Raw genomic sequence first — 17,983 nt, 5'->3', positions numbered from 1 at the left:
TCAGCGGCCCATGCCCTGCAGCAGCGAGTCAAAGATATTCTGCGCAATCTGGATCATTTTGGACGATGCCTGGTAGGCCTGCTGGTACTGGATCAGCCGGGCGGCCTCTTCGTCCAGGTTCACGCCCGACACGGCCGTGCGGTCGCGCTCCAGGTTGGCGGCGATGGTGGTGGACATTTCGGCCGCAAACAGCGCACTCTGCGTGCGTGTGCCCACCTGGGCAATTGCGCTGGCATAGCCGTCGGAGAGCGTGGACTCGTCGAACATCTTCACGTCGCGCAGGCTCATCAGCGCGCTGGCATTGCCCGCGTTGCGGGTGAAGGCGTCACCGTACTGCGGGTCCAGCGCATTGCCGATGACCACGGTGTCGCCCGTCTTGGGGCTGCCCTGCAGCTTGATCTCCCACCCGTTGATGGAAATCGGCGCGCCCGAGGTATAGGGCTGCGCGGCGGCCAGCACCGTGGGCGGTGCCGTGCCCCGGTCGAGCACGTCGTAGGTGGTGGGTGGGCCGGCGGTGAACTGCAGCTGCACGCCCCCCAGGATGGGCGGAAGGGCAGCGGGGTTGGCATTGGCGGGCAGCACCAGGCCGGGCGGGTTGGGCAGGCCCGTGGCCTTGAGCCCCGCCAGCTGCATGGTGCCGCCGTTGGCGGTGCCCATGGCCGCGTTGATGGGGTTGGCCACGGCCAGGTCGCGCGGCGAATACACCAGCGCCTGGATATTGTTGGCCGCTGTGCTGAACGGCTTGAACAGCATGCGCTCGCCCGGGTTGCCGGGCGTGGTCAGGTTGAAGTTGAGCCCGTCGATCTGCAGCGTGGCCAGGTTGGCGGCATCGGTGAACGGGGTGGCCTTGCCATCGGATAGGCGCACGACCTGGCCTGCCGTGCCGGTGGTGAAGCGGATCTCGTAGTCCGAGGCTGCAAACTGCGTGGGACCCGTGAACGAGACGGTGCCAACGCCCGCGCCATTGGTGTAGCCCGGCATGCTGGTGGGCAGCGCAAACAGGTCCTTGCCCGGGACGCCATCGAGCGTCAGGCCCAGGTTCTGCTGGTCGTTCATGGTCATGCCAATGGCCATGGCCATGCGGCCGAGCAGGTTGCGCCCTTCCGTCAGGTCGTTGTTGTTGAAGCGCAGCAGGCCCGAGACCGAGCCGCCACCCAGCACGTTCTCGTCCATCTCCACCGGAGGCGCGCCCGGGCGGTTGAAGAACAGCTTGATCTGGCCGCTGGCAGGGAACTGGGTGGCATCGTCGATGGACAGGCTGGAGGCTGTCGTACCCAGCACCAGCGGCTGGCTGCCTGCCACGAACAGGCCCACCGTGCCATCGTCGGCCGGGATCTGCGTGGTCTGCACATACTGGTTGATCTCGCGGATGATCTGGTCGCGCTGGTCCAGCAGATCATTGGGGCTCTGGCCATTGCCGTTGGCGCGCGCGATCTGCTCGTTGATGTTCGCCATCTGCTTGGCCAGGCTGTTGATGGCCGTGACGCTGCTTTCCAGCTGCTCGGTGACGGTGTACTGCAGCTCGTTCAGGCGCTCCCCGGCCGTGCGCATGCGGGCGGCGGTTTCGTCCAGCCGGGTGAGCACCACCGTGCGTGCCGTGATGTCGGTGGGCGAGCTCACCACGTCGGAGAACGCGTTCATCATGTCGTTGATGGCCGCACCCAGCCCGGCCGTGCCGCCGCTGAAGACCTCCTGCAGTTGCCGCAGGCGCTCGGACCGCACGATGTCTGCGGCCTGGGTCGAACCTGCTGCGGCCGACTGGCGCGTGAGCAGCTCGCTCTGGTTGCGCAGAATGGTCTGCACATCCACACCCTGGCCGATGTAGCCGCCACCGGTGAACTGGCCCTGCACGGTCTGCAGCACCACCGTCTGGCGCGAATAGCCGGGTGTGTTGACATTGGCAATGTTGTGGCCTGCCGTCTGCAGGGCCACCTGGTTGGCCAGCAGGGCGCGGGCGCCGACGTTGAGAAGACTCATGGCTTACCTCGCGTTCTCATGCCTGCGCACGCTGGGTGCGCAGCACGCTGTTGATGGCGCCACTGAGCTTCTTGGCGTATTCGGGGTCGGTGGCGTAGCCCGCCTTTTGCAGCGCAGAGGCGTAGGCCATGGCCGAGCCGGACTGGGCGACGGATTCGGCCTGCTCGTAGCGCGGGCTTTCCTTGATGAGCTTTGCGTAGTCGCGGAACGAATCCTCGTACGAGTCGTAGGCGCGGAACTTCGCCGTCACCTTCTGGGCCTTGCCGTTGATGTACTCGGTGGTGGTGATCTCGGCCACCTTGCCCGTCCAGCCCTTGCCCGCCTTGATGCCGAACAGGTTGAACGAGTTGGATCCGTCCTTGTGCTTGATCTCGCTCTTGCCCCAGCCGGTTTCGTGGCCCGCCTGGCCCAGCATGAAGCTGGCGGGGATGCCGCTTTCCTGCGCCACCCGTTCGGCGGTGCCAGAGAGGTGCTGCACAAAGCCGTCGCGGCCCTTGGGGGCTTGCTGGGTGGCTTCGGGGAGCGCGCTGCCGCTGGCCGCTGGTGCCGTGGCGCGGGGCAGGGCGGACTGCAGGCTCAGGGTCGAGGGCACCGAGAACGTGGTGTCCGCACCGCCCATCTGGCGCGAGAGCTGGCGTGCAATGGCTTCAGACAGCCCGCCCTGCTGGCCCGCCATGTTCACCGACAGCTGCTGGTCGAGCAGGTCCTGGCCCAGGTTGGCCTGCTCGCCTTCCATGAGGCCGGATTTCATCGTGGCGTCACGCATGCTCTTGATCAGCTCGCGCATGAACAGCGATTCGAACTGCTTGGCCACCTCGCGCGTGGTCTGCGCGTTGTTGGCCGTGCCCGCGTCGTACTTAAGCGCATTTAGCGAGCGGATGTCCACCGCCAGCGCATTCGAGGTGCTGCTGGTGGTGCTGGATGAAGGCAGGGTGAGGGCCATGGTTGCGCCTCCGGGTTAGATCACTTCCAGCTCGGCGTTGAGCGCGCCGGCGGCCTTGATGGCCTGCAGGATGGCCAGCAGGTCGCCCGGCGTGGCCCCCAGCGCGTTGAGCGCCTTGACCACGTCGGCCAGCTGGGGCGAGGCCGGCACCTGGATGATGTTGCCCGGCTCCTGGTTGATGCGGATGTCGCTTTGCTGCGCCACCACCGTCTGCCCTTGCGAGAACGGCGCGGGCTGGCTGATGACGGGCGTGCTGCTGATGGTGATGGACAGGTTGCCGTGCGCAATGGCGCACGGCCCCAGCGTGACGGCCTGGTTCAGCACCACCGAGCCGGTGCGGGCATTGATGACCACCTTGGCCGCAGGGGTCATGGCGTCCAGCTGCAGCTCCTCCAGGTCGGCGATAAAGCCCACGCGGGCACCGGGGTCGGTGGGGGCACGCACCTGCACGGTGCGGCCGTCCAGCGCGGTGGCCACGCCATTGCCCAGCTTGGTGTTGATGGCCTGCACCACGCGCCGCGCGGTCTGGAAGTCGGAGGCGTTCAGGCCCAGGCTGATGGTGTCGCCTTCGTTGAGCGGCGTGGGCACGGCGCGCTCGACCTGCGCGCCTTGCGGAACGCGGCCTGCGCTCAGGTGGTTGATCTGCACCTTGCTGCCGCCGGACGACGCGCCTGCGCCGCCCACCACCACATTGCCCTGGGCCAGCGCATAGATCTCGCCATCGGCGCCGCGCAGCGGGGTGACGATGAGCGTGCCGCCCTTGAGCGACTTGGCGTTGCCCATGGAGGACACGTTCACATCGATCAGTTGCCCGGGCTGGGCAAATGCGGGGAGCTGGGCGGTGACGATCACCGCCGCCACGTTCTTGAGTTGCAGCTGGTTCGCCGAGCCCGGCGGCAGGCTGATGCCCATCTGCTGCAGGTAGTTCGACATCGCCTGCGTGGTGTAGGGCATCTGCGTCGTCTGGTCGCCCGTGCCGTCCAGGCCCACGATCAGACCATAGCCCGTCAGCTGGTTGGAGCGCACACCCTGCACGGCCGCCACTTCCTTGATACGCAGGGCCTGTGCGGGCCCGGCCAGGCAGGCGGCCCCCAGGGCCAGCAGCAGCCACAGCGCGCGCGCCATGCGCTGCAGGGGGAGGTGGGACAAGGCTTTCATGGCACCGATTGTGGGCGGCCCCGCCAGAAACTAAAACCCGAAAAGCAGCCGGTTCACCAGCTTATTGCGTGGGTTTCGGGGCAGAGGGAAAGCGGCCGGCAGCCTGCAGCGCGCCGGACAGGCGCCAAGGCTGTTCTGCTGCGGAAAATATAAGAAAAAATGGCCGTTACCGCGCTATCGGTAAGTGTTTATTGCTATAAACAATATAGCAATTGACTCAGACTGCTACTGCAGCCACAACCGTCCCAGAGCCCGGTGTCCGTCAAAACTGGCGCGGCCCCGGCGCGGGCCGCCGCGCAAGGGCTGCCCCGCCGCGCTGGCGGCGTCCCCCCTAAGGGGGAAGGCGCGCAGCGCCTCAGGGGGGAGTCTAGAACGGCGTGATGGTGTTGAAGAACCGGTTCATCCAGCCCATGGCCTGGGCCTCGTTCTGGGCGCCCCGGCCCCGCGACTCGACCCGCACATTGGCGACCTGGGTGGAGTTGACGATGCTGCCGGGCTGCATCACGCGCGGATCGACGGTGCCCGAGAAGCGCAGCACGTCCACGTTCTGGTTCACGCCGATCTGCTTCTCGCCGGTCACGACCAGATGGCCGTTGGGCAGCACGTCCACCACGGTGGTGGTGATCGAGCCGGTGAAAGTGTTGGTACTTTCGGTGCCACCCTTGCCCGAGAAGGTGCTTTCCGAGCCCGCCGCGAGGGTGGTGCGGTCGGCCAGCGAGCGTTTCACAAACGGCAGGCTGGTGATGCCGCCCGAGGCTTCGGAGGTGCGGTCCACCGTGGACGAAGACTTCTGGCTGGCCGTGACGTTCTCCACGATATTGATGGTCACGTTGTCGCCCACCATGCGCGCGCGGCGGTCCTCGAATGCGGGGCGGTAGCTGGCGTTGTGGAACAGGCTGCCGGTGACCGGCGGTGGTGTGCGCGGCGTCGTGGTCGCAATGGGCGGCGGCGTGGTGGGCAGGATGTCCACGGGCGGCGGCGGCGACAGGGTGGCGCAGCCCGTGGCCAGCAAGGCCAGGGCGGTGGATGCGATCAGGTGCTTCATGGCGGTGTCCTTCCTGGCCATCACAGCTGCGACAGCTTGGCCAGCATCTGGTCCGAGGTTTGGATGGCCTTGGAATTCATCTCGTAGGCGCGCTGGGTCTGGATCATGGTGACCAGCTCTTCCACCACGTTCACGTTCGAGGCTTCCAGAAAACCCTGCTTGAGGATGCCCAGGCCGTTGGTGCCGGGCGTGCCCTGCTGGGGCTGGCCCGAGGCGGCCGATTCCTTGAACAGGTTCTGGCCGATGGGCTCCAGGCCCGCCGGGTTGATGAAGGAGGACATGGCCAGGTTGCCCAGCGGCTGGGGCTGGGTGTTTCCCGGCACGGTGGCTGACACCACGCCGTCGGCGCTGATGCTCACGCTGGTGGCGTTGGCGGGCACGGTGATGCCGTTGGCCACGGGCAGGCCGCTGGAGTTGACCAGGCGGCCCTGGGCATCGACCTGGAACGAGCCGTCGCGCGTGTAGCCGATGGTGCCGTCGGGCATGGTCACTTCCAGGAAGCCATTGCCGTTGATGGCCACGTCCAGGTTGTTCTTGGATTCCTGCAGGCTGCCCTGCACGAAGTTGCGGCTGGTGGCCACGGTGCGCACGCCCAGGCCCAGGTGCAGGCCGGTGGGCAGCTGGTTTTGCTCGGTGGTGTTGGCGCCCACCTGGCGCAGGTTCTGGTAGATCAGGTCTTCGAACACCGCGTTGTTGCGCTTGTAGCCGGTGGTGGAGACGTTGGCCAGGTTGTGCGAGATGACGTCGAGCTGGGTCTGCTGCGCAGACATGCCGGTCTTGGCGATCCAGAGGGAGTTGATCATGGTGCTTCCTTTTGGCGTGGCAGCGTGGGGCGCGGCCTCAGCCGTTCATGCTCAGCAACTGGCTGGCGGTCTTGTCATTGGTCTCGGCGTTCTGCAGCAGGCGCATCTGCTGCTCGAACTGCCGCGCTGCGGCAATCATCCCCACCATGCTTTCCACCGGGTTCACGTTGGAGCCCTCCAGCGCGCCCGACAGCATGCGGGCGTTGGCGTCGTTGGGCATGGGGTCGCCCGACGCGGTGCGGAACAGGCCGTCGTCGCCGCGCTTGAGCGGGTCTTCGGCGGTGGGGGTGGCGAGTTTCAGGCGGCCAATTGCCTGCGCAGGCTGGCCTGCAGTCTTGGCGGTGATGGTGCCATCGGAGCCCAGCGAGACATCGGCCCCGGGGGGCACATCGATGGGGGCCCCGCCATCGGACAGCACCGGCAGGCCGGTGGGCGTGAGCAGCTGGCCGCCCGCCGACACCTCGAAGCTCCCCGCGCGGGTGTAGGCCTCGGTGCCGTCCAGGCCCTGCACGGCAAACCAGGCGTTGCCCGCAGCCATCGCATCGAGGTTGCGGCCGGTGCGCTGCACGGGGCCGGGGGTGTTGACGTAGCCGGAGGTGGCTTCCAGCGCGAACACGCGGGTCTTGGCGCCGTCGCCCTGCAGCGGCACGGACCGGAAGGTGGACATCTCGGCACGGAACCCGCCCGTGGACGCGTTGGCCAGGTTGTTGGACAGCACGGCCTGCCGATGGGCAGCAGCGTTTGCGCCCGTCATCGCGGTGTAGATGATGCGGTCCATGGGGGCTCTCCGGGGTCCTGGGTGGGGTCAGTGAAGATTCAGGCGCACATCAGCGCAGGTTCACCAGGGTGGACATCACCTGGTCTTGCGTCTTGATGGTCTGGGCGTTGGCCTGGTAGGCGCGCTGGGCGGTCATCATGTTGACCAGCTCGGCGGTGAGGTCCACGTTGGAGTCCTCCAGCGCCCCCGAGCGCAGCGAGCCGAAGTTGCCGTCGGTGGCGGTGCCCGCCACGGGCTGGCCCGATTCGAACGTGGCCACCCAGTTGTTGCTGCCCACCGAGGCCAGGCCTTGCGTGTTGCGGAAGCTCGACAGCGCCAGCTGGCCTTCGGCACGGGTCACGCCATTGGAGTAACGGGTCATGATCATCCCGTTGTTCTCGATGTTGATGCCCGTGAGTTCGCCCGAGGTGTAGCCGTCCTGGCTCAGGTTGGAGACGGCAAATTTGGTGCCGAACTGCGTCACCTTGTCCAGGTTCACGTCCACGGTGTAGGTGGGCAGGTTGTTGGGGTTGGGCGGCGTGGGGTTGACGGTGAGTGGCAGCGAAAAGCCGGTGGCAGGTGGCGTGGCCACCGGGCCGGTGATGGCGCCGTTGTTGTCAAACGTGATCTGGCCGATGGGCGTGGCCACCACGGGCGGCACGGCCGTGGGGTCGTCCAGCTGGTCGTACACGTCCCAGGTGTTGGCGGTGGCGGTCTTCTGGAAGTAAAGACTCACAGGCTTGGCCACGCCCTGGCTGTCGAACACATTGATCGAGGTGCCATAGGTGGCACGGGGGGTGGCCGGGATGGGGGGCGTGGCCGTGGGGTCGCCCGCTGCATCGGTGGCGCGCGCATCCAGGTTGAACGCCGCCGTGATGGTGGTGGTCTGCTTGGCGGGGATGGGCTCGGCCGTCGGGAACACCATGGGGATGGGGTCGGTGCCCGTGCGCAGGCCCGTGACGGGGTCCACCGGGTAGCCCATCACCGAGGCGTTGTCGTTGGTGATCATGTTGCCTTCCTTGTCCAGCTTGAAGTTGCCGGAGCGGGTGTAGGCAGGCGTGCCATCGGGCAGCGTGAGCGTGAAGAAGCCGTTGCCGTTGATGGCCACGTCCAGGCTGTTGCCCGTGATCGTGAGGTTGCCCTGGGTGAACTGCTGCGCCACCGCAGCCACTTCCACGCCGATGCCGGCGTTGGTGCCGCCGGAGGAGCCAATGGCCGAGGCCACCATCTCCGCAAACTCGGCCCGCGAGGCCTTGAACCCCACGGTGTTGGAGTTGGCAATGTTGTGCCCGATGACGTCGAGGTTCTTGCTGGCGGCGTTCAAGCCCGACAGGCCTTGCTGAAAACTCATGGTGTTCTCCTGATGGGGGCGAGGAAAGGGTTCGGCCGGTTTAGACCAGGGCCTTGATCTGGCTGTAGTTGATGGTTTTGCCGTTGGCCAGCGTCAGCTTGAGCTGGCCGTCTTCGGCGCCTGCGGCTGTGACCTTGGACAGGGCCAGCGGCGTGCTCGACAGCTTGGTGGAGCCGTTGACGGCTGTGACGCGGAACTGCAGTGCATCGGTGGTGCCGGTGTACTTGCTGGCGTCCCACTCGAAGGTGTGGCGGCCTGCGGCCTTGGCGCCCAGGTCGATGGTGTCCACCACCTGGCCGCCTGCGGTCGTGACCTCGATCTTCACGTTGGTGGCGGCAGACGGCAACTCGAAGCCGCCCTTGCCCGCCTTGTCGGCCACGGCCAGGCTGGAGCCTTCGGTCATCACATTGCGCCCGATGAGTGCCGTGCCCTGCATGACCTGCAGCGAGTTGAACTGCTCGGCCATGCTCTGCATGGTCTGGTTGAGCTGCTGGATGCCGGTCACCGTGTTGATCTGCGCAATTTGCGAGGTCATCTGGGCGTTGTCCAGCGGGTTCATCGGGTCCTGGTTGTTGAGCTGCGCAACGAGCAGCTTCAGGAACCGGTCTTGCGCGGCAGCGGGGTCGGTGGCAGCGTTGGCTTTTGTGCCGGTCGCGTCCGTGACCGTGGGGGCGCTGGTGGCGGAGTTGAGAATCATGGCGGAGTCCGTCCTGAAGTTATTGGCCCATCTGCAGGGTCTTGAGGAGCAGCGACTTGGCCGTGTTCATGACCTCGACGTTGTTCTGGTACGAGCGTGAGGCCGAGATCATGTTGACCATCTCCTCGACCGCGTTGACGTTCGAATGCGTGACATAGCCCTGCTCGTCGGCCGAGGGGTGGGCGGGGTCGTGCACACGGCGGCCGGGCACGTTGCTCTCGCTCATCCCGCTCACGCGCACGCCGGCAGCGCTTTCTGCCCCCATCTCGGCCGTCTGGAAAATCACCTGGCGGGCTTTGTAGGCCTTGCCATCGGGGCCTGCCACCGCATCGACGTTGGCCAGGTTGCTGGCCACCACGTTGAGCCGCTGCGACTGCGCGCTGATGGCGCTGCCGGAGACGTTGAAGATGGAGAACATGGACATGGTGTGGCTCGCTTTCTATGCTGCGCTGCTGGCTTACTGCCCCTGGATGGCGCTGAGCATGGTTTTGGCGCCGCCGTTGATGAAGCGCAGCGTGGCCTCATACCGCACGGAGTTGTCCACGAAGTTCGCGCGTTCGCGGTCCAGGTCCACCGAGTTGTTGTCCAGGCTGGGCTGCGTCTGCACCGTGTAGCCCAGGGCGCCCTGCCGGTCGATGCTGGCGGTGGTGGGCACTGTGGGCAAGGGAATGTGGCGTGGATCGGTGGTGCCTGCCGTGCCATGCGACCCGCCGGTGGCCAGGCGGGTGACACCCGAACCCGTGCCCGAGGAGCCTATGCCTGTGGCTTCCCGCAGCGCATCGCCAAACTTGAAGTCGCGCGCCACATAGCCGGGGGTGTCGGCATTGGCAATGTTGCTGGCGATGGCGCGCTGACGTTCCGCACGCAGCACCAAGGCGTTGCTGTGAAAACTCAGCTGGTTGGTCATCTTGTCAAGCATGTTTGCCTCACACCGTTGTTTGCAAAGTCGCCAGCCCCAGGGGCTTTTTGGCGTTGCCTGATTATGGAAACCGCCGCTTTTTTCTAAAGCGCGAAGAGCGTGGAAATGGATGGGCAGTTCCGGGTTTTGGGCGGGCGCTGCCTGCCTATAGTTATTGGTGTGAAATGGCCCTTGCCCCCTGCGGGCCAGCCACCCGATGCCCAGGAGGTCCCATGTCCACTTCCCCCCGTTTCTTGTTTTCCCTCCCGGTTGTGTCCGGCCGCTCCCCCGCGCAGCGCCCCGCAGGTGCCGCTTGGCAGGCCCTGTGCCTGGTGGTGCTGGGCGCGCTGGCTGTGGGCGCCAGTGGCACGGCCCGGGCCCAGGCGGCGGGCGATCCCTCGGTGGACCTGGGGCCGCTGACGCAGCGCTGGCTGGACGACACCCTGGCGCGCAGCGCCCCCACCGGACTCCCCCTGCGCATGGAAGTGAGTGTTGGCTCACTGGATTCGCGATTGCGGCTGGCGCCTTGCGCGCGCGTGGAGCCTTATTTGCCGGTGGGCTCCCGTCTGTGGGGCCGTACCCGCCTCGGGCTGCGTTGTGTTGAGGGGCCCACCGCCTGGAATGTGTTCCTGCCAGTCACCGTCAAGGCGTTTGGCCCGGCCTGGGTGCTGACCGGCAATGTGGCGCCCGGCGCTGTCCTGACCGCCAGCGATGCCACCGAGGCCGAGGTGGACTGGGCCGCCGAGACCGCTCCTGTCATGGCGAACCCAGACCTGTGGGTCGGGCAGGTAGCCGCACGCCAGCTGGTGGCGGGCCAGGCATTGCGCCAGAGCATGGTGCGGGCCCCGCAGCTGTTCCGCGCAGGGGCCCAGGTGAAGGTGGTGGCCCAGGGGCCCGGCTACGCGGTCACGTCGGCAGGGCAGGCGCTGTCGGCCGGGGCTGTGGGGCAAACTGTGCGTATCCGCATGGACAATGGTCGCATCGTCAGTGGAATAGTGAACGAAAGCGGAACAGTAGACGTCACTCTTTGATGACGCCCAGGTGATAAATGGCTAAAGTCCGGGCCAAACGGGTCGAAAACATTGCTACTGTGCCCCACATCATGCGGGGTGGTGGAGAGAGCGATGAAGATAGGTCAAAAACCGGAACTCCCGGGCGCATTGCCGCAGACGGGGCTTGCCAAGCAAGCCAAGACGCCTGCCAGCGCTGCTGAAGGAGCCACCAAGGACGCCCTGGCTGCAGCGTCAACCGCCGGTGTGCCCGTCACGGTCTCGATCGCCGCCCAAAGCCTGAACCCTGCCTCCCGTGTGGCTGGTGATTTTGATGCCGGCAAGGTCAAGGCAGTCCGCGCTGCCATCGAAAAGGGTGAGTTTTCTGTCGATGCCGAAGCCATCGCCGACAAGATGCTGTCCAACGCCCAGGAGATCCTGACCCGCTCGCGGGGTTGAACCCGCTTTGCAGACTGGCGCGATCCATCGCACAATGCGCCATGTCGCTGGAAGAATCCCTCTCGGCTGTCGAGCAGCTGATCGATAAAGTCACCGCCGCCCTTCTCGCGGCAGATCCCCAATCCCTGGAACAACACAGTGTGGCCCTGCGTGACGCAGCGGCCCTGTTTGCGCGCGCGCTGGAGCAATCCACGGCGCACGGGACGCCTTTGCCTGCTGCGGTGCAAAAGCGGGTGGAAACCATCAGCGGCATGCTGGCGGTGCAGCGCGACAACCTTGCTCGCCTGTCGGCCGTGACTGACCGCCAGGCTGCGGGCCTGCTGCCGCCCTCCAATGCCGCATCGACCTACGGCGACGGGCTCTCGACGCGCGCGGCCAAGCCGGGCGTGGCGCGCATCTACCGTTCTGCAGGCTGACTTGGGGGGAGACCTTGGCCCGGCGCGCCTTGTAGGGCGGCGGGAAAACAAGGTCAATGCAAGGTCAATGCGCGCGCATCTTGGCGCGCAGGCGGGCGATGGATTGGCTGTGCAGCTGGCACACCCGTGACTCCGTCACGCCCAGCACGGCCGCGATCTCTTTGAGATTCATGTCGTGCTCGTAGTACATGCCCATGATGTGCTGCTCGCGTTCGGGCAGGCTCTTGATGGCATTGACCAGTGAGGTCTTGAGGCGCTGGTCGCGCAGCAGTTCGACCGGATCAGCGTCGGCGTCGGCAACATGGCGGTCCAGAAACCCGTCCTCGTCGTCGTTGCCGTGGGTCATGTCCTCCAGGTACACCAGCTGGGTGCCCCGCACCTTCCCCAGCAGGTTCTGGTAGTCGGGCAGGCTCATGCCCATTTCGCTGGCGATTTCTGATTCGAGCGGGCTGCGGCCCAGCTTCTGCTCCAGCCGGTGCACGGCATGCTCGATGTCTTTCTGGCTCTTGCGCGAGCTGCGGCTCATCCAGTCGCCCTCGCGCAGCTCGTCGAGCATGGCGCCCCGGATGCGCTGGGTGGCAAAGGTCTCGAACTGCACACCCTGGGCCACTTCATAGCGCGAGAGCGCATCGGCCAGGCCCATCATCCCGACCTGGATCAAGTCGTCCAGCTCCACATTGGGCGGCAGCTTGGCGATCATGTGGTGCGCAATTCTCCGGACCAGCGGCACATGCTGGCGGATCATCGCGTCACGATCGAGCTGGCCTTTGGCGGTGTACATCAGATCAACTTCTCCGGAAAAATCAACTCAATGGCTCCGGACAAAATGCGCAGGCATGTCTGCCAAGGTGCTGGATGGCAGCGCACTCAGCGATCCGTTCATGGTGCCCGCATTTTCCAGCAGTTGCAAGGCCAGGCGTTGAAGCTCCTGCGGGTTCTGCGTGGCGATGGTGGTGGTCCGCACCGGCCCCCCCAAATGGCGCTCGGCACAGGCCTGCAGCGCCATCAACTGCGACTGGGCCTTGTGGCGCTCGGTTGCCGTGTTGCTGTGCAGCAAAGCGGCCACCATGCAGGGCAGCCCGGTGTGCAGGGCAATCTGCTTGAGGCTCTTGTAGCTGGTCATCACGCCCGCGGAACCGCCACCCATGACCACCAGGGGCACTGTGGCCGTATGGGTCAGCAAGGGCCCGAGTGTGGAAGCGGGCGCGTGGATCACCATCAGGCCGTAGGTCCTGAAGTAGGGCAGCAGGTTCTCCATGGGGGAGCGCGTGGTGTCGCCCGCCTTGCGGCTGAGGTGCTGCAGGCCCTTGGCGGCTGGGATCACGGCCAGCGAGGACGCGGTGGCTCCCAAGTTCAGCTGCGCACCGTCGTTCCACGAGGCGTGCTGCAGCAGGTGCAACAGGCCCGGGCTGTTGTCTGTCTCCTGGGCCGTGCCGTCCAGCACCACCACGGGGTAGCCCAGCCGCTGCAGGCTGGCACAGATCTGCCAGAGTGTTTCCAGCCCGCTGCCGGCGTTGCCCTGGCTCACCACCGCCAGCATGCGCAACTCGGCCTGTGGCGTGAAACTGTGCAGGCCAGCGGCTTGGTGAAAACCCAGATCAAGCATCGACCAGCCCCCCTTCGGTGATGGTGTCGGGGGAGTGCGAGAAGAAGAAATTCAGGTCGGTGGCCTTGGGGTCGAACGCCGACTTGGCAGGGGCGCGCATCGACGTGCTGATGAGCTGGTGCGCATTGGCACGCTCCCAGTCCTCGGGCACACGCTGGCCGTTGGTCACGCCGCGCAGCACCATCTGGTGGCGGATCAGCGCATCGATCGCGGGGCCGAGCTTCACGGCCTCGTCCACCTTGGACAGGATGGCCTGCTGCGAGCCGTCGGTCTTGAACGCGGTGAGCACGTCGTCCAGCGTGTCGCCATGGCAGCCCGCGTTGAGCACCAAGAGGCGGTTCACGTGGGGCAGGTCCAGCACGTCCAGCATGTCGCGCTTGCGCGGGTCGCGGGGGGCCACGCCGGTGGTGTCGATCAGGACCATTTTCTTGCCGCTGAGCAGGCCCAGCAGGTCCTGCAGTGCGGCGCGGTCGTGCGCCAGGTGGGCCACGATGCCCAGCATGCGGCCGTAGGTGCGCAGCTGTTCATGGGCACCTACGCGGTAGGTGTCGAGTGTGATCAGGCCCACGCTGCCGGGGCCGTGGATGCGCGCGCACATGGCGGCCAGCTTGGCCGTGGTGGTGGTCTTGCCGACGCCGGTGGAGCCCACCATGGCAAAGATGCCGCCTTGTTCGTACAGCGGGGGCTCGGCCTGGTCGGTCTTGAGGTTGCGTTCCAGCACTTCCATCAACCAGCGCACCGATTCGCCCGCCGACAGATCCTCGGGCATGCGTTCGAGTACAGCACGGGCCAGCGAGGGCGAGTAGCCCGCGCGGATCATCTTGAGCATCAGGTTGGACTGGATCGGGTTCTGGCGCGCCTGGCCCAGCCAGGCCAACGTGTTGAAGCGGTCCTCGATCAGCTCCTTCATGGAGTGCAGCTCGTTCATCAGGCTTTGCTGGTTGTTCGACTGAATCAGGTGGGCGCTGGCCGCTTCCTGCCGACGGCGCGGGGGCTCGGGCGGGATGTCCATGGGGATGGTGCGCAGCGGGTTGTGGCGCGCCACGGCCACGGCCGGGGCGGGCATGCGTTCGCGCTCCCGTTCAGGTTCCTGGTCGCGGCTGCGCTCCGACAGCGTCGGGGCTTCCGCCGCGCCGTGCAGGGCCTCGTGGCGGCGGCGCAGCATGCGCTCGCGCACATAGTCCTGGAAGGACAGCGTGCTCATCGCCAGCTGTTCGGTGTCTTCCTCCACCGGGTTGCGGCCCAGGCCTGCCGCCGCCTGGCTCGCCAGGCTGGAGCGGGCGGGCTGCGTGCTGCTGCGTGGGGCGCTGGGTGCCAGCAGCGGTGCGCTGGAGGTGTTGCCTGCACCACCGCCGTCCAGCGCCGACAGCGTGTCTTCGGCCGTCGCCACCACTTCGACGCCGTTGGCGGTCGGGCGGTTGGACAGGATCAGTGTGCCGTCGCCAAAGGCCATGCGCGCCTTGGCCAGAGCCTCCCGGGAGGTGGGGGCGGTAAAGCGTTTGATGTTCATGCTGATGCACCTTTAAGGATCGGCCCAATACGGATGGTGTGGGTCTCTGGGATTTCACTGTGCGCAAGCACCTGCAGGCGGGGTGCGACGCGGCGCACCAGGCGGGAGATGGCGTTGCGGATCTGGTCGGGAACCAGCAGACAGGCGGGCAAGCCCATCTCTTCCTGCTTGAGGGCCACCTCGGCGGCCTTCTGCGTGAGGATGTCGGCCACACCGGGGTCGAGCGCAGGGCCTGCCGTGTTGCCCAGGGCCTGCACCAGAAGGCGCTCCAGGCCGGGTTCGATGGCAATGACGTTGAGTTCGCGCGTGGGGCCGTAGATCTGCTGAACGATGGCGGGCGAGAGCGCAATGCGCACGCGGCGGGCCAGCTCGACCGGGTCGGAGACCGCACCGGCATGCTCGGCCAGCGTCTCGATGATGGTGCGGATATCTCGGATGTGCACAGACTCTTCCAGCAGCAGCTGGAGGACCTTCTGGAACGTTGCGATGGAGACCATTTTCGGGACCACTTCTTCGATGAGCTTGGGAGCCAGCTTGGCCACGTGTTCCACCAGTTGCTGCGTTTCCGTGCGACTGAGGAGCTTGGCGGCCTGCACTTGCATCAAGTGTGACAAATGGGTGGCCATCACGGTTTCGGAATCAACGACCGTAAAACCCGCCATTTGTGCGGCTTCCTTCTGCCGGTCGTCGATCCAGTGTGCTGGCAGGCCAAATGCAGGGTCGGTGGTGGGTGTGCCGATCAGCGGCGTGGTGATGCCGCCGGGGTTGATGGCCAGGAACATGCCGGGGAAGGCCTCGCCTTCGCCCACCACCACACCGCGCAGCGTGATGCGGTAGCCGCTGGGCTTGAGTTCGAGGTTGTCGCGCACATGCACGGCGGGGGGCAGGAAGCCCACCTCCTGTGCAAATTTGCGGCGCACGCCCTTGATGCGGGTCAGCAGGTCGCCCTGGCGGCTCTTGTCCACCAGGCTGATGAGGCGGTAGCCCAGCTCCAGGCCCAGCAGGTCCACGGGCTGCAGGTCATCCCAGGTGGCTTCGCCGTCGCCCACGGGGGCCGGGGGCGCTTCGACTTCCGGCGGTACCTTCTGGCGTTCGTGCAGCAGCCAGGCGCCGTAGCCCAGCAGGCCGCCCATGGTCAGGAACACCACGTGAGGCATGCCGGGGATCAGGCCCAGCAGCACCAGGATGCCCGCCGTGACGCCCAGCACGCGGGGCGACATGAACAGCTGCTGCACGATCTGGCGGCCCATGTCGTGGTCCTTGCCCACGCGCGAGATCACCATGGCTGCCGCCACCGAGATCAGCAGGCCGGGAATCTGTGCCACCAGCGCATCGCCCACGGCCAGCAGGATGTAGCTGTCGGCCGCCTTGCCCGCCGACAGGCCGTGCTGCAGCATGCCGATGGCAAAGCCACCCACGATGTTGATCAGCAGGATCAGGATGCCCGCGATGGCATCGCCGCGCACGAACTTGGAGGCACCGTCCATTGAGCCGAAGAAGTTGGCTTCTTCCGCCACCTCGGCGCGGCGGCGTTTGGCTTCTTTTTCATCGATCAGGCCTGCGTTCAGGTCGGCGTCCACGGCCATCTGCTTGCCGGGCATGGCGTCCAGGGTGAAGCGCGCCGACACCTCGGCAATGCGCTCGGCGCCCTTGGTGATCACCACAAAGTTGATCACCACCAGGATGGCGAACACGATCAGGCCCACGGCAAAGTTGCCGCCGATCAGGAAGTGGCCGAAGGCCTCGATCACTGCACCGGCGGCGCCCGGGCCGGTGTGGCCCTCCAGCAGCACCACACGGGTCGAAGCCACGTTCAGCGACAGGCGCATCAGCGTGGTGAGCAGCAGCACCGAAGGAAACGCGGCGAAATCCAGCGGGCGCAGCATGTAGGCCGCGACCATCATCACCATCAGCGCCACCGCGATGTTGAGCGTGAAGAACGCGTCCAGCATCCAGGGCGGGATGGGCAGCACCATGAGCGCCAGGATGGCCACCACCAGCAACGGGGCCGACAGCCCCTGGAGGGCGCCGGCATTGGAGCCCGCCCATTGCTGCAAAGACTTTACGGAGGTGTTCATACGGCAGCACCTTGCACGGAAGTGCGGTTCAGCGGATCGAGCTCAGGCGGCACATAGGGCTCCACCAGGCTGTCGGGCATGCGGCCTTCGCCGCGCAGCGCGGCCTTGAGGCGGTACACATAGGCCAGCACCTGTGCCACGGCGGTGTAGAGCGTGGCGGGGATGGCCTGGTCCAGCTCGGCGTGGGCATAGAGCGCGCGGGCCAGCATGGGTGACTGCAGCACGGGCACGTTGTGCTCCCGGGCCACGTCGCGGATCTTCATGGCGATGAGGTCGGTGCCGCGCGAGATGACCTGGGGGGCGCTCATGGTCTTGTCGTCGTACTTGAGCGCCACCGCATAGTGGGTGGGGTTCATGACCACGAAGTCGGCCTTGGGCACGGCGGCCACGCTGGCGCGGTCGGCAATCTCGCGCTGCTTCTGGCGGATGCGGCCCTTGGTGTGGGGGTTGCCATCCGATTCCTTGTGTTCCTGCTTGACCTCTTCGTGCGACATCTTCAGGCGGTCCTTGAAGAAGAACGCCTGCAGGGGCACGTCCACCAGCGCGGCCAGGAACACGACCAGCAGCAGGAGGCTCATGCCCGAGGTCAGCCAGTCGGCCACCTGCCGCAGGGCCAGGGGCGAGGGTTGCAACACCAGCATGGCCACGGCCTCGATGCTGTTGCCGATGAACCTCCAGGCCACCCAGGTCAGGATCGCGCTCATGAGCACCATCTTGGCCACGTTGGCCATCTGCTGCTTGGAGAACAGGTTGGCCAGGCCCGAGATGGGGTTCAGTCGGTTGAACTGGGGGGCGATGGGTTTGGTGCTGAGGATCCAGCCGCCCGCGCCAATGGCGCTGAGGAGTGCGGCAGCACTGGTGAGCAGTGCAAACGCCACGCTGGCCGCCGCGCCCACCACCACCATGCTCTGCAGGCGTTGGAGCATGGTGCCCGGCGCCATGACGGTGGCGGAGTCAAAGGCCAGTTGCTGGCTCATGGCCTTTTGCAGGTGGTCCATGAGCTGGGGTGTCAGCAGGAGCATGCAGGCCGCACCCGCCCCCAGGATGGCCAGGTGCGACAGGTCGCGCGAGCGTGCCCCTTGGCCGTCTTCGCGCGCTTTCTGCAGCTTGCGCTCTGACGCGGGGAGGCTTTTTTCTTGGCTGGATTCCATGGTGGCATGACGGCGCTGGTGTCATGCCATTGTCGTGAGCGACCCGGAAATCTAAAGCTGGATAAGGGGGCTGCGGCCCCCTCTTTTCCCTGCTGCCACCAGCGTTTTCAGCGGCGCACGGACACCCGCAGCGGGGTGCTCAAGC

At 66.3% G+C, this 17,983-nt stretch carries 18 protein-coding genes; 3 read left to right on the top strand and 15 right to left on the bottom strand.

All coding sequences use genetic code 11. The annotated features are described in order from the left end of the window. The 10 genes from flgK to flgB all read right to left on the bottom strand — a co-directional run bounded on the left by flgK (position 1) and on the right by flgB (position 9,650). Complete coding sequence (gene flgK, locus CBY09_RS14255; RefSeq protein WP_094290280.1) at positions 1–1,977, bottom strand: flagellar hook-associated protein FlgK; 1,977 nt, start codon at positions 1,975–1,977, stop codon at positions 1–3. Positions 1,978–1,993: 16 nt separating this feature from the next. Next, positions 1,994–2,920, bottom strand: a complete 927-nt coding sequence (flgJ, locus tag CBY09_RS14250; protein WP_094290279.1) for a flagellar assembly peptidoglycan hydrolase FlgJ — start codon at positions 2,918–2,920, stop codon at positions 1,994–1,996. A 15-nt stretch (positions 2,921–2,935) separates the two neighbouring features. Then, entirely contained in the window at positions 2,936–4,078 is a 1,143-nt protein-coding gene (locus CBY09_RS14245) for a flagellar basal body P-ring protein FlgI (protein ID WP_094290278.1), read from the bottom strand. 367 nt (positions 4,079–4,445) lie between these two features. Then, entirely contained in the window at positions 4,446–5,123 is a 678-nt protein-coding gene (locus tag CBY09_RS14240) for a flagellar basal body L-ring protein FlgH (RefSeq protein WP_094290438.1), read from the bottom strand. 20 nt (positions 5,124–5,143) lie between these two features. Next, positions 5,144–5,926 carry a flagellar basal-body rod protein FlgG gene (flgG, locus tag CBY09_RS14235; protein ID WP_063461631.1) on the bottom strand — a complete coding sequence of 261 codons (783 nt, stop codon included), beginning with the start codon at positions 5,924–5,926 and terminating at the stop codon, positions 5,144–5,146. 37 nt (positions 5,927–5,963) lie between these two features. Continuing rightward, entirely contained in the window at positions 5,964–6,704 is a 741-nt protein-coding gene (gene flgF, locus CBY09_RS14230; protein WP_094290277.1) for a flagellar basal-body rod protein FlgF, read from the bottom strand. Positions 6,705–6,753: 49 nt separating this feature from the next. Continuing rightward, positions 6,754–8,034 carry a flagellar hook protein FlgE gene (gene flgE, locus CBY09_RS14225; RefSeq protein WP_094290276.1) on the bottom strand — a complete coding sequence of 427 codons (1,281 nt, stop codon included), beginning with the start codon at positions 8,032–8,034 and terminating at the stop codon, positions 6,754–6,756. Positions 8,035–8,074: 40 nt separating this feature from the next. Further along, positions 8,075–8,731 carry a flagellar hook assembly protein FlgD gene (locus tag CBY09_RS14220; protein WP_094290275.1) on the bottom strand — a complete coding sequence of 219 codons (657 nt, stop codon included), beginning with the start codon at positions 8,729–8,731 and terminating at the stop codon, positions 8,075–8,077. 19 nt (positions 8,732–8,750) lie between these two features. Then, positions 8,751–9,155: a flagellar basal body rod protein FlgC gene (flgC, locus tag CBY09_RS14215; protein WP_094290274.1), complete on the bottom strand. Its 405-nt coding sequence runs from the start codon at positions 9,153–9,155 to the stop codon at positions 8,751–8,753. Between the two features lie 33 nt (positions 9,156–9,188). Continuing rightward, the gene (gene flgB, locus CBY09_RS14210) at positions 9,189–9,650 is read right to left on the bottom strand and encodes a flagellar basal body rod protein FlgB (RefSeq protein WP_094290273.1); all 462 of its coding nucleotides are present in this window, start codon (positions 9,648–9,650) and stop codon (positions 9,189–9,191) included. A gap of 212 nt (positions 9,651–9,862) precedes the next feature. Between flgB and flgA the strand changes: the two genes are divergently transcribed. The 3 genes from flgA (at position 9,863) to CBY09_RS14195 (ending at position 11,493) form a co-directional block, all read left to right on the top strand. After that, positions 9,863–10,660: a flagellar basal body P-ring formation chaperone FlgA gene (flgA, locus tag CBY09_RS14205; protein ID WP_094290272.1), complete on the top strand. Its 798-nt coding sequence runs from the start codon at positions 9,863–9,865 to the stop codon at positions 10,658–10,660. A 93-nt stretch (positions 10,661–10,753) separates the two neighbouring features. Further along, complete coding sequence (gene flgM, locus CBY09_RS14200) at positions 10,754–11,077, top strand: flagellar biosynthesis anti-sigma factor FlgM (protein ID WP_063461638.1); 324 nt, start codon at positions 10,754–10,756, stop codon at positions 11,075–11,077. A gap of 41 nt (positions 11,078–11,118) precedes the next feature. Continuing rightward, positions 11,119–11,493, top strand: coding sequence for a hypothetical protein (locus CBY09_RS14195; protein ID WP_094290271.1), 375 nt, complete (start codon positions 11,119–11,121; stop codon positions 11,491–11,493). A gap of 64 nt (positions 11,494–11,557) precedes the next feature. Here CBY09_RS14195 and CBY09_RS14190 read toward each other — a convergent pair whose 3' ends face one another. Genes CBY09_RS14190 through CBY09_RS14170 form a run of 5 tightly spaced genes read right to left on the bottom strand, consistent with a single transcriptional unit; the run spans position 11,558 to position 17,838 of the window. Beyond that, positions 11,558–12,274: an RNA polymerase sigma factor FliA gene (locus CBY09_RS14190; RefSeq protein ID WP_094290270.1), complete on the bottom strand. Its 717-nt coding sequence runs from the start codon at positions 12,272–12,274 to the stop codon at positions 11,558–11,560. 27 nt (positions 12,275–12,301) lie between these two features. Continuing rightward, entirely contained in the window at positions 12,302–13,099 is a 798-nt protein-coding gene (locus CBY09_RS14185; protein WP_094290269.1) for a hypothetical protein, read from the bottom strand. Next, complete coding sequence (gene flhF, locus CBY09_RS14180) at positions 13,092–14,609, bottom strand: flagellar biosynthesis GTPase FlhF (protein ID WP_094290268.1); 1,518 nt, start codon at positions 14,607–14,609, stop codon at positions 13,092–13,094. The genes CBY09_RS14185 and flhF overlap by 8 nt, the downstream gene beginning before the upstream one ends. Next, complete coding sequence (gene flhA / locus CBY09_RS14175; RefSeq protein ID WP_094290267.1) at positions 14,606–16,687, bottom strand: flagellar biosynthesis protein FlhA; 2,082 nt, start codon at positions 16,685–16,687, stop codon at positions 14,606–14,608. Before flhA ends, flhF begins: the two co-directional genes overlap by 4 nt. Then, positions 16,684–17,838, bottom strand: coding sequence for an EscU/YscU/HrcU family type III secretion system export apparatus switch protein (locus tag CBY09_RS14170; protein ID WP_094290266.1), 1,155 nt, complete (start codon positions 17,836–17,838; stop codon positions 16,684–16,686). The genes flhA and CBY09_RS14170 overlap by 4 nt, the downstream gene beginning before the upstream one ends. Between the last annotated feature and the right edge of the window lie 145 nt (positions 17,839–17,983).

The organism is Acidovorax kalamii, assembly GCF_002245625.1.
In the GTDB taxonomy this organism is placed as follows: Bacteria; Pseudomonadota; Gammaproteobacteria; order Burkholderiales; family Burkholderiaceae_C; genus Acidovorax; species Acidovorax kalamii.
The sequence above is the reverse complement of the archived record's forward strand: the minus strand, read 5'-3'. Positions and strand labels throughout refer to the sequence as shown.